The 11,333-nt window shown below is 73.1% G+C and carries 7 protein-coding genes and 1 pseudogene; 7 read left to right on the top strand and 1 reads right to left on the bottom strand.

The window, feature by feature from the left end:
* A pseudogene (locus ACSNOC_RS24915) lies at nt 1-277 on the bottom strand (hypothetical protein); the annotation flags it as partial.
* A 221-nt stretch (nt 278-498) separates the two neighbouring features.
* On the opposite strand from ACSNOC_RS24915, the gene ACSNOC_RS24910 reads away from it, so the two are divergent.
* From ACSNOC_RS24910 to ACSNOC_RS24880, 7 genes are all read left to right on the top strand, one after another.
* Nucleotides 499-2,271 carry a multicopper oxidase family protein gene (locus tag ACSNOC_RS24910; RefSeq protein ID WP_436749814.1) on the top strand — a complete coding sequence of 591 codons (1,773 nt, stop codon included), beginning with the start codon at nt 499-501 and terminating at the stop codon, nt 2,269-2,271.
* 106 nt (nt 2,272-2,377) lie between these two features.
* On the top strand, nt 2,378-2,743 hold the full coding sequence (locus ACSNOC_RS24905; RefSeq protein WP_436749813.1) for a PH domain-containing protein: 366 nt from the start codon (nt 2,378-2,380) through the stop codon (nt 2,741-2,743).
* Between the two features lie 95 nt (nt 2,744-2,838).
* Nucleotides 2,839-4,737 carry an NAD-binding protein gene (locus ACSNOC_RS24900; RefSeq protein ID WP_436749812.1) on the top strand — a complete coding sequence of 633 codons (1,899 nt, stop codon included), beginning with the start codon at nt 2,839-2,841 and terminating at the stop codon, nt 4,735-4,737.
* A gap of 97 nt (nt 4,738-4,834) precedes the next feature.
* Nucleotides 4,835-9,265, top strand: coding sequence for a DUF6531 domain-containing protein (locus tag ACSNOC_RS24895; protein ID WP_436749811.1), 4,431 nt, complete (start codon nt 4,835-4,837; stop codon nt 9,263-9,265).
* 8 nt (nt 9,266-9,273) lie between these two features.
* Complete coding sequence (locus tag ACSNOC_RS24890) at nt 9,274-9,867, top strand: hypothetical protein (RefSeq protein WP_436749810.1); 594 nt, start codon at nt 9,274-9,276, stop codon at nt 9,865-9,867.
* Between the two features lie 158 nt (nt 9,868-10,025).
* Nucleotides 10,026-10,679 carry a ClpP family protease gene (locus ACSNOC_RS24885; RefSeq protein WP_436749809.1) on the top strand — a complete coding sequence of 218 codons (654 nt, stop codon included), beginning with the start codon at nt 10,026-10,028 and terminating at the stop codon, nt 10,677-10,679.
* 1 nt (nt 10,680) lies between these two features.
* The gene (locus tag ACSNOC_RS24880) at nt 10,681-11,283 is read left to right on the top strand and encodes a ClpP family protease (protein WP_436749808.1); all 603 of its coding nucleotides are present in this window, start codon (nt 10,681-10,683) and stop codon (nt 11,281-11,283) included.
* The last annotated feature ends 50 nt before the right edge of the window (nt 11,284-11,333 follow it).

The following is an 11,333-nucleotide window of genomic DNA, read 5'->3' as shown; positions in this document are numbered from 1 at the left end:
CGGGCTGGCCGGGGGTGGGGAGAGGGGTCGGCAGGGCGCCGCCGTCCCCGTCCGGGCCCGGGAGGTCGCCGAGTCCGCCGCCGTCGGGCATGCCGGGTGCCGCCGCCGATCCGCCGCCGTCGCGGGTGTCGGCGCCGGTGGCCTTCGCGAGGCCGAAGGAGGCGCCGACCAGCACGGCTATGGCCAGGAACAGAACGCCGACACGGCGGCCGTCGCCGCCTCCGCGCGCGGGTCCGGGCGGGGGTGCCGCGCCGGGCCAGCCGTAACCACCGCTCATCGCTCCCCCGTTGTCGCTCGTTTGCGACTGTTTTCCGTGCCGGTCAGATTAGCAACGTGGCGGACCCGCCGGTTCCGGGAAGGCCGACGGGCGGTGCCGTCGCCGACGGCGCGCCGCGGCGCGCCCGAACCACTCCAAAGGGAGAAAAACCGCACTCCGTCCGCACGAACCCCGGTCGTGGCCCGTGAGCCGCGACGGCACCCGGGTGAGATGGATGACCCATGCTGCGAAGAAGTTTTCTCCGGGCCGGGACGCTGACGGGCAGTGGTCTTCTGCTCCCGGGCGCGACGGCCGTTCCCGCGGTGGCCGACCCCGCCGCGGCCCGTCCCACGGCCGCGCTGACGGGGGCGCGGGACACGACGCCCGTGCTCGACGCCGCCCTCGTTCCCCGCTTCGTCAACGCCCTGCCCCGGCCGCCGCGGATCGACGGGACGAAGGGCGGAAGGCGGAATCTGTTCATGGCCCAGACGACCCAGGACGTCATCGGCGGCGGCCTGGGACTGCGCACCCCCGTGTGGGGATTCGGGGAGCGGGCCGGTCAGGGCGCCGGCGCCGGGCTGCGCGTGTTCTCCCCCGGGCCCACCATCGTGGCCCGGGCGGGTCAGCCGCTCGGCATCGACTGGGCCAACCTCCTGCCGTTCCGGCACCTGCTCCCGGTGGACGAAACGATTCACTGGGCCCTCAGCGACCGCCCCTACAGCATCGAGGAGCGCGGGGTGCCGACCGTGGTGCACCTGCACGGCGCCCACTCCCTGCCCGGCGACGACGGCCACCCCGAGGCCTGGTACACCGCCTCCGGCGCCACGGGACCGAGGTTCGGGGGCACGGGCTTCGGCTACGGCAACGACCAGGAGGGCGCCACCCTCTGGTACCACGACCACACCATGGGCCTCACCCGGCTCAACATCTACGCCGGTCTCGCCGGCATGTACCTGCTCCGCGACGACGACGAACTCCGGATGATCGCGGAGAACATGCTGCCCCGCGCGCCGTACGAGCTGGAACTGATCATCCAGGACCGGACGTTCCACACGGACGGACGGCTGGCCTACCCCGCCCCCGGCGTCGTGGTGCCGGGCCGGACGGAGCACCACCCGGAGTTCTACGGGAACGTCGTCCTCGTCAACGGCACGGCGTGGCCGTATCTGGAGACCGAACCGCGCCAGTACCGGCTCCGGCTGCTCAACGCCTCCAACGCCCGCTTCTACCGGCTGTCCTGCGGCGGTCAGTGGCCGTTCCCCGTCAGCCTCATCGGCACGGACGGCGGCTTCGTCGAGCGACCGGTCCGGCTGGACCGGCCCCTGCTGCTCGCGCCCGGCGAACGGGTCGATCTCGTCGCCGACTTCCGCGAGGCGGCGGGCGCCACCTTCGACCTCACCAACGACGCCTCGGCCCCCTACCCGGACGGCCTCTCCCCCGTCGGCACGCCCGTCGGCGACGTCCTGCGGTTCCGGGTCGGCCGGCCGTACGACGACACGGTCCCGGAGCCGACCCTGCCGCGCGCGCTGCGCGACGGCCCGTACGTGATCAGCGCGTCGCCGGTCCGGACCCGCCGGCTGACGCTGCTGGACATGGCGGACGAACACGGCCGGCGCACGCCGATGCTCGGCACGGTCGAGCAGGGCGCCCTCGGCTGGTCCGATCCCGTGACCGAACGGCCCGTGCTGAACGAGGCCGAGATCTGGGAGTTCTACAACACGACCCCGGTCGCCCACGTGTGCCACGTGCATCTGGTGCAGTTCCAGGTGCTGGACGAGGCGCCGTTCACCGCGGAGAAGGACGCGGCGACCGGCGCGCTGTCGGCCATCCGGATCGGCGAGCCGGTGCCGCTGGCGCCGGCCGAAGCGGGCCCGAAGGACACCATCCGGGTCCCGCCCGGCCATGTCACCCGGATCAAGGCCGTGTTCGACGCTCCGGGGCACTACGTCTGGCACTGCCACGTGCTGGAGCACGAGGACCACTCGATGATGCGGAGGATCGAGGTCGTCACCTGACGCGCGCGGGCCGCGCGCCACCGCGTACCGGTACGCCCCGGTGTTCCCGGGCGTACCGGTATACGGTGGAAGGGACCGTGGGACTTCGTGAGGCGGGGGGCCTTTCATGGCGCTGTTCGGGAACGCGCACAGCATCGATCCGGCGACGGCGCAGCAGGATTACGCGCGGCTGCTGGGGCAGGGGGAGCAGGTGTACGCCGCGTATTTGCTGATACGGGACACCATCCTCTTCACCGACCGGCGGCTCGTCCTCGTCGACAAGCAGGGGATCACGGGCAAGAAGGTCGAGTACCACTCCATCCCGTACCGGAGCATCACGCACTTCGCGGTCGAGACCGCCGGGACGTTCGATCTCGAGGCGGAGCTCAAGATCTGGATCTCCGGCAGTTCGGTGCCGGTGGAGAAGACCTTCACCAAGGGTGTCGACATCTACGAAGTGCAGGCGATTCTCACCCAGTTCGTGGCGCGCTAGAGCGCCGCCCGGATGTCGCGGGCACGTCGCGGGGAACCTTGCGGGTGAGTGGGGGCGTCTCGGACCGTGTGTCGGTACTTCCTCCCGGTGGGGGCATGATCGTTTGCGGCGACGACGCGCTGGCCGCGCGGCTCGCCGCTGAGTTGCACGGTGTCTACCGGGAGCGTGTGACGCTCGTCGCGCCGTCCGCGCGGGGGCCGGAGACGGCGCCGGGGCGGGCTCGCGCGTCGGCGCTGCTCGGCCGGATCTCGGCCGCGATGGCCCGGCCCGCGCCGGTCGTCCCCGACCCCTGGTCCAGCGGTGAAGTCCTGCTGCCCATACGGGAGGTGGCGGCGGAGGAGCCCTCCGAGGAGGTGCTGCGCCAGGCCGGGGCGGAGCGGGCCACCGCGCTGGCGCTCGTCTACAACGACGACGAGACCAACGTCCGCGGCGCCCTGGCCGCGCGGCGGCTCAACCCACGGCTGCGGCTGGTGATCCGGCTCTACAACCGGAAGCTGGGCCAGCATCTCGCCGAACTCCTCGACCAGGCCGCCGCCATGGGCGGCGGGAGCGGTGGCGGCGGCGTCGTCGGCGGCGGCGCGAACGGCGCGGGCGTGTTCGACGCGTCGACCACCGTGCTCTCCGATGCCGACACGGCGGCGCCCGCACTGGCCGCGACCGCCGTGGCCGGGACCAGCAAGGTGGTGCACGCGGACGGGCTGTTGCTGCGGGCCGTGGAACGTCCGCCGTCCGGCGGCGAGGAGCAGGGCGATCCGGGGCTGTGCACGCTGGCGTTGCTCTCCTCGACCGTCAACGACCCTGCGGGAGCGGAGGGTTCGGACCGCAGCGGGCCGCAGGCGCCGGTGCTGCTGCCGGACGAGGCCGCGGTGGCCGCGGCGACCGGGCGCGGGAGGCTGGTGCTGCAGACGGTGACCCAGGCCGCGCCGGGCTCGCCGCGCCGGCTGGCGGGGCGGACGGCGCCGCTCGGGCGGTTCTTCTCGCGGCGGCTGCGGTGGGCGGTGCTCGGCGTGATCGCCACCGTGCTGGCGCTGGCGGTGGCGGCGTGGTGGACCACGGGCGACGAGCCGCTGCACGTCACGTACCTGGTGCTGCTCGACCTGTTCTCCATCGGTGACCCGGCCGTCGGTGAGCCGGTCTCCCGGCAGGTGCTGCAACTGCTGTCCGGCCTGGTCGGGTTGGCGCTGCTGCCGATCCTGGTGGCGGGTGTGCTGGAGGCGCTGGGGGCGTTCCGCGGGGCGTCGGCGCTGCGCCGGCCGCCGCGCGGGCTGTCGGGGCACGTGGTGCTGCTCGGTCTGGGCAAGATCGGCACGCGGGTGCTGGACCGGCTGCGCGAACTCGGCATCCCGGTGGTGTGCGTGGAGGGCGATCCGGAGGCCCGGGGCATCGCGCTGGCCCGGCGGCTGCGGGTGCCGGTGGTGCTGGGCGACGTGACGCAGGAGGGCGTGCTGGAGGCGGCCAAGATCGGCCGCGCGCAGGCGCTGTTGGCGGTCACCAGCTCCGACACCACCAATCTGGAGGCCGCGCTGTACGCCCGCACCCTCCATCCGGGTCTGCGGGTGTCGCTGCGGCTGTACGACGACGACTTCGCGACCGCCGTCTACCGCACGCTGCGGGCCGCGCATCCGGCGGCGCGGACGCGGAGCCGGAGCGTGTCCACCCTCGCCGCGCCGGCGTTCGCGGGGGCGATGATGGGCCGTCAGATCCTCGGCGCCATACCGGTGGAGCGCAAGGTGCTCCTCTTCGCCCGGGTCGGCGTCGCCGGGCATCCGCAGTTCGAGGGCCGGACGGTGGCCGAGGCCAACCGGCCCGGGGCGTGGCGCGTGGTCGCCCTGGACACCGCCGGGCCGGGCGAACGGCCCGCCGGGCTGGTGTGGCACCTGCATCCCGGCTATGTGCTGGGCCCCGACGACCAGGTGGTGATCGCCGCCACCCGGCGCGGACTGGCGGAACTCCGGGACGTGATTGTTGATGACCTGCGACGAAACGGTCGTTGAGCGCCTGGTGCGCGCCGCCTAGGTTCGAGTCGTACGTTTGCGCAATTCGCGGGGGTGTTCTGCGATGGTCCGGCCGTCTGACTGGTCTCCGGTGGGGATGGACTCCGACCCGACGCCCGGCAGTCCCGACGAGGTCCGCGAACTGGCGGAGGAGTTGCAGACGTTCGCGGATGACGTGGGGGAGGCGCTGGGGAAGATCCGGGGGATGGCGTCGGACCGGGCGGTGTTGGACTGGTCGGGGTTGTCGGCGGACGCGTTCCGTGCGGAGTTCGACGGGGTGCCGGAGAACCTGGCCAAGTTGCAGACGTCGTACGACATGGCGGCGGACGCGCTGGCGCGGTACTGGCCCAGGCTCCAGAACGCGCAGGGGATGGCGGACCGGGCGCTGGAGCGGGCGGTCGCGGCGCAGGCCGATCTGTCCTCGGCGCAGGCGTCGTTGTCCGATGCCGAGGACTGGGTGTCGCGGGCGGGGGACGAGGCGGAGCGGCTGGAGCGCGAGGGGGACGCGCCGGAGCCTCCCGATGAGGAGGAGGTGCGGCAGGCGGTCCGGGACCGGCAGGCGGCCGACGCGGCGGCGGGCGCGGCGCGGTCGCGGGTGGACGACGCGGAGCAGCGTCTGTCCGCCGCCCGTGAACTGGCCGAGCAGGCCCGGGAGATGCGGGAGGAGGCGGCGCGGGAGTGCGCCTCCGGGATCGACGACGCCTCGGACGCGGGGATCCAGAACCGGAAGTGGTGGGAGAAGGCGTTCAAGTGGGTCCGGGACAACTGGGACACCATCGTGGACGTCTGCAAGGTCATCGTCGCCGTCCTCGGCGTCGTCGTCATGATCATCGGCGGGCCGCTCGCGTGGGTGGTGCTGGCCGCCGCCCTGGTCGTGCTCGCGGACACCCTGGTCAAGTACGCCAGAGGGCAGGCGACACTGCTCGATGTCGCCTTCGCCGCGCTGGACTGCATCCCGGGCATGAAGGGCCTGACCACCCTCGGCGGCCTGGCCCGGGGCATGCGCTCCCTGGCCACCACCGGCATGCGCGGCATCGCCCAGGGGGCCAGGGGACTGGGGCGCCAGATCCGGCAGCGGGGCGTGCAGATGGTCCGCCGGAACGCCTGCGGTGACCCGGTGGACATGGCGACCGGCGAGCTGATCATGCCCGCCACCGATCTCCAACTCCCCGGCGTCCTGCCGCTGATCCTGGAACGCCACCACATCTCGACCTACCGGTACGGGCGTTCGTTCGGCCGCTCCTGGGCGTCCACCCTCGACCAGCGGCTGGAGCTGGACGAGGCCGGGGTGCGGTTCTTCACGGCGGACGGCATGATCCTGGAGTACCCCGTCCCCCTCCGCGACCCGGATGTGCCGGTGATGCCCGTCGAGGGCCCGCGCTGGGGCCTGACCTGGAACGGCGAGCCCGGCACGCCCCTCGCCGTCCACCAGCCGGAGGACGGCCGGACGCTGCACTTCGCCCCCGTGCCGGGGCGGCGCGGCGGCGAACTCCCCCTGATCGGCGTCTCCGACCGCAACGGCAACCGGATCGACGTCCGCCACGCGGCCGACGGCACCCTCACCGAACTCGTCCACTCCGGCGGCTACCGCGTCAGGACCACCGTCCACGACGGCCGCATCACGTCCCTGCGGCTGTCCAGCGACCCGGCCGAGCGGCTGCTCATCGCCTACCAGTACGACGAGGCCGGGAACCTCTCCGAGGTCTACAACTCCTCCGGTCTGCCCCTGCGGTTGGAGTACGACGAGGAGGCGCGGCTGGTCCGGTGGGAGGACCGCAACGGCACCTGGTACCGGTACGAGTACGACGCGGCGGGCCGCTGCGTCTTCTCGACCGGCAGCGAACGGGCCCTGGAGTACCGGTACGCCTACGACCCGGACACCAACCGTTCCACGGCGACCAATTCGCTCGGCCACACCACGGTCTACCAGTTCAACGACAGCTACCAGCTCGTCGCCGAGACCGACCCGCTGGGCCACACCACCCACCGGGCGCACGACCGTTACGACCGCGCCCTCACCGTGACGGACCCGCTGGGCCGGAGCACCCGCTACGAGCACGACGACCACGGCCACGTCACGGCCGTCGTCCGCCCGGACGGCAGCCGCGTCCACGCCGCGTACAACGAGCTGGGCCTGCTCACGGAGATCACCCAGGCCGACGGCTCGGTGTGGTCCTACGCCTACGACGCCGCGGGGAACCGCACCGTGGTCCGCGATCCGTCCGGCAGCCGCACCCGGTTCGCCTACGACGCGCGCGGCGGCCTCGCCTCCGCGACCGACGCGGCCGGGAACGTCACCCGCGTCCGCTGCGACGCGGCCGGTCTGCCCGTCGCGTTCACCAACGCCCGTGGGGAGACCACCGAATACCGCCGCGACTCCTTCGGCCGCACGGTCGAGGTCGTCGACGCCCTCGGCGGCGTCCGCGCCGCCACGTACACGCTGGAGGGCCGGACCCGGTCCCAGACGGACCCGCTGGGCGGGACCCGGACGTGGACGTACGACCCCGAGGGCAATTGCCTGACCCACACCGACGCCAACGGCGGCACCACGCGGTACGAGTACGGCCCGTTCGACCTGCCCGTCGCGCAGACCGGTCCGGACGGGGTGCGCTACGCCCTCATCCGCGACACCGAACTCCACATCACCCAGGTCATGCATCCGGACGGCCACACCTGGGACTACACCTACGACGCGGCCGGCCGCCTCATAGCCGAGACCGACTTCGACGGCCACACCGTCACCTACCGCCTGGACGCGGCGGGCCAGTTGGTCTCCCGCACCAACGCCGAGGGCCAGACGGTCCGTTACACCAGGGACGTGCTCGGCCGACCGGTCCTGAAGGACGTCGACGGCAAGCTCACCACGCTGGAGTGGGACCCGCTCGGGCGGCTGCTCACCGCGACCGGCCCGGAGGCCGAACTCGTCGTCCGGCGCGACGCGTCGGGCCGGACGACGTCCGAGACCGTCAACGGCCGCACCACCGCGTACGAGTACGACCTCCTCGGCCGTCCCGTCGGCCGCACCACGCCCTCGGGCCACACCAGCAGGTGGGCCTACGACGAGGCGGGCCGGCTCGCCTCGCTGCTGACCGGCGGCCACACCGTGGCGTTCGAGCACGACGCGGCGGGGCGCGAGACGCGGCGCGCGTTCTCCACCGGCATCGGGCTGGCCCAGGGCTGGGACGCGGCCGGGCGCCTGACGTCGAGGACCCTCACCGACGGCGCGGGGCACGCCCTCCGGCGGGACGAATTCGCCTACCGGGCCGACGACTTCCTCACCGCCGCGGGCGACACCCGCCTCGACCTCGACGCGTCCGGCCGGGTCCTCGGCCGGACCGTGGCGGGGACGGGCGGCGCGGCGGCCGGCGGGTGGCGCGAGACGTACGCCTACGACGCGCAGGGCAACCAGATCGCCGCCGACTGGCCGCGGGCCGGTCGGACGGGCGGCGCGGGCGGTGCGGGGGAGGCGGGCGACGCGATCGGCGAACGGGCCTACGCGGGCACCCTCGTCACCCGCGCGGGCCGCGTCCGCTACGCGTACGACGCCGCCGGGCGCATGGTCCTGCGCCAGAAGACGCGGCTGTCGAAGAAGCCCGAGACGTGGCGCTACGAGTGGGACGCCGAGGACCGGCTCACCGCGCTGACCACGCCCGACGGCACCCGCTGGCGCTACCTCTACGACCCGTTCGGCCGCCGCGTCGCCAAACAGCGCCTGGCGGCGGACGGTTCGGTCGCGGAGGAGACCACGTTCACCTGGTCCGGCACGACCCTGGTCGAACAGTCGGGCTCCGGCCGCACGCTCACCTGGGACTACGACGGCCACGTACCGCTGGCGCAGGCCGAACAGAGCGAGATCGACCGCCGGTTCTACGCCATCGTCACCGACGTCGTGGGCACCCCGACCCACCTGGTGGACGAACAGGGCGGCACCGCCTGGGAGTCGCGCACCACGCTCTACGGCGTCATCGGAGCACCGCCCGGCGACGGGCCGGGCACTCCGCTGCGCTTCCCCGGCCAGTACCACGACGCCGAATCCGGGCTGCACTACAACTACCAGCGCTACTACGACCCCGAGACCGCCCGCTACGTCACTCTCGACCCGCTGGGCCTGCTTCCCGGGCCCAACGCCCGCGGGTACGTCACGAACCCGCTGCACGACATCGACCCGCTCGGCCTCGCCGCGCACACGGTGGTTCTCTACCATGGCGCCCAGGACTTCCGGGGCGAGGTGTTCCAGCTCGGCGCCCCGACGGGCGTCGCGGTGCGCGGCGCCACCCCGGAGGCGGGCGTGTACCTCACCAACGACCTGACCAGGGCCATCCAGCAGTACGCCGGTCCGGGCGGCCGGGTGGTGCGCGTCGAGGTGCCCGCCGACTTCGCCGACCGCATCCGGCAGATGGGCGGCCCGCCGGGCAACAGGCAGGAAGAGTGGTTCGTGAACAACGCGGAGGACCTGGCGGTCATCAACGACGGCATCGTCGGGATCAAGGACTCGATGGACGCGTTCATGTCCTGGATGAACCGCTGACGGAAGGGATGGACGTGTCGGAGTCGTCGCTCGCCCGGGAGATCTTCGGGCCGCTGGGCGGGATCGTGGCACTGGGCGCGGCCGGGGCGGGGGCGTCGGTGGGCGCCTTCGCCGCGGCCCACCGCGCGGAACTGGACGGGCTGTTGCGGACCGTCCGGACCATCGGGGCGTTCTCGGCGGAGACGATGGCGATCGTCGAGGAACTGGGCTGGCACCGGGACCACGACGCGACGCCGTTCCTGGTGATGTGGTCGGGCTTCATCGAGCCGTTCCCGTTCGACGCGGACGACCCGGCCGTTCTCCGGCGCATGGTCGGCACGGGCGCGGACCTCCAGCTGACCCACTTCCTGCACGCGTCGGTGGCCGCCGCGCTGGTCGCGCACGAGGACCCGGCCGGACCGGCCGCGCCGCTCGCGGACGCGCTGCGCGCGGCCTGCGCGCTGCTCGGCGGCGCCGCCGACCCGGCGGTCGCGTTCCGGATCTGGCGCGTCGCCTCCCTCGCCCCGGTCCTGCGCCCGGACTCGGGCACCCCCGAGCCCGCCAGGGCGCGCTGGCGCGCCTGCGCCCACGCCCTGGAAGCGGCCCTGCTCCCGGCGGCCTGACGGCCCCGCGGTCTGACGGCCGAGCGGTCCCACGGCGCTCTGCCCTCGGCATATCTGCCACGGGCCGACAACCCGGGTGAACGGCCGTGCCCGGGCCGAGACTCGTCGGGGACGGGCGGCGAGGGTCGCCGCCTTCCGGAACGGACGAGGGAGATCCGATGGCACCGTTCAGCACCGGCCGGGGTACGGCCGCGCCACCGCGGGCCGAGGAGGGGGACACGCCCCCGACCCGGTTCGACGACCATCTCGCGACGGAGCTTCTCCGGCAGCGGATCGTGTTTCTCGGCACCCAGGTGGACGAGGTGTCCGCGAACCGGGTCTGCGCCCAACTGCTCCTGCTGTCGGCCGAGGATCCGCGCACGGACATCAGCCTGTACGTCAACAGCCCCGGCGGCTCGGTGACCGCCGGGCTCGCGATCTACGACACCATGCGGCTGATCCCGAACGACGTCTCGACGCTCGCCATGGGATTCGCCGCCAGCATGGGCCAGTTCCTGCTGACCGTCGGCACGGCGGGCAAGCGGTACGCGCTGCCCAACGCGCGGATCATGATGCACCAGCCGTCGGCAGGTATCGGGGGGACGACGGCCGACATCGCGATCCAGGCGGAGAACCTGGCGTATCTCAAGAAGTCCATCGAGCGGATCACCGCCGAGCACACCGGCCAGAGCGAGGAGACGATCTCGCGCGACGGCGACCGCGACCGGTGGTTCACGGCGGAGGAGGCGAAGGAGTACGGCATGGTCGATCACGTCGTCCAGTCGCTCGCCGACGTCCGCCCGGCCGGTTCACACCGACGGATGGGGTTCTGACATGGGCCAGTACACGATCCCGACCGTCCTGGAACGCACCCCGCAGGGCGAACGGGCCTACGACGTCTACAGCCGGCTGCTGTCCGAGCGGGTCATCTTCCTCGGCACCGAGATCGACGACGGGGTGGCGAACGTCGTGATCGCGCAGTTGCTGCACCTGGAGGCGGCCAATCCGGACCGCGAGATCGGCGTCTACATCAACTCACCGGGCGGCTCTTTCACATCGCTGATGGCGATCTACGACACCATGCACTACGTCGCCGCGCCGATCTCGACCATCTGCGTCGGGCAGGCGGCCTCGACGGCGGCGGTGCTGCTGGCCGGGGGCGACGCCGGGCGGCGGGTCGTCCTGGAGCACGCCCGGGTGCTGCTGGGCCAGCCGGCGAGCCCAGGCCACCGGGGGACCGTTTCCGATCTCGCCCTCCAGGCCAACGAGATGCTGCGGATCCGCGCCCAGGTCGAGGAGGTCCTGTCCCGGCACACGGGCCACGATGTCGCCACGCTGCGGGCGGACATGGACCGCGACAAGGTGTTCACCGCGCAGGAGGCGGTGGCGTACGGGCTCGCCGACCACGTGCTCTCCCGGCGCGCCACCGCCACCTGACGGAGAAGCGGGGGAGAACAGGGGGAAAGCGGCCCGAGGGGGAAGGGGGA

The sequence above is a fragment of the Streptomyces sp. URMC 129 genome (genome assembly GCF_051386415.1).
In the GTDB taxonomy this organism is placed as follows: Bacteria; Actinomycetota; Actinomycetes; order Streptomycetales; family Streptomycetaceae; genus Streptomyces.
The sequence above is the reverse complement of the archived record's forward strand: the minus strand, read 5'-3'. Positions and strand labels throughout refer to the sequence as shown.

Bases quoted from the DNA above. Each gene is read 5' to 3' on its own strand.
- ACSNOC_RS24910 (WP_436749814.1), top strand. From the start codon at position 499: ATGCTGCGAAGAAGTTTTCTCCGGGCCGGGACGCTGACGGGCAGTGGT.
- ACSNOC_RS24905 (WP_436749813.1), top strand. From the start codon at position 2,378: ATGGCGCTGTTCGGGAACGCGCACAGCATCGATCCGGCGACGGCGCAG.
- ACSNOC_RS24900 (WP_436749812.1), top strand. From the start codon at position 2,839: ATGATCGTTTGCGGCGACGACGCGCTGGCCGCGCGGCTCGCCGCTGAG.
- ACSNOC_RS24895 (WP_436749811.1), top strand. From the start codon at position 4,835: ATGGACTCCGACCCGACGCCCGGCAGTCCCGACGAGGTCCGCGAACTG.
- ACSNOC_RS24890 (WP_436749810.1), top strand. From the start codon at position 9,274: ATGGACGTGTCGGAGTCGTCGCTCGCCCGGGAGATCTTCGGGCCGCTG.
- ACSNOC_RS24885 (WP_436749809.1), top strand. From the start codon at position 10,026: ATGGCACCGTTCAGCACCGGCCGGGGTACGGCCGCGCCACCGCGGGCC.
- ACSNOC_RS24880 (WP_436749808.1), top strand. From the start codon at position 10,681: ATGGGCCAGTACACGATCCCGACCGTCCTGGAACGCACCCCGCAGGGC.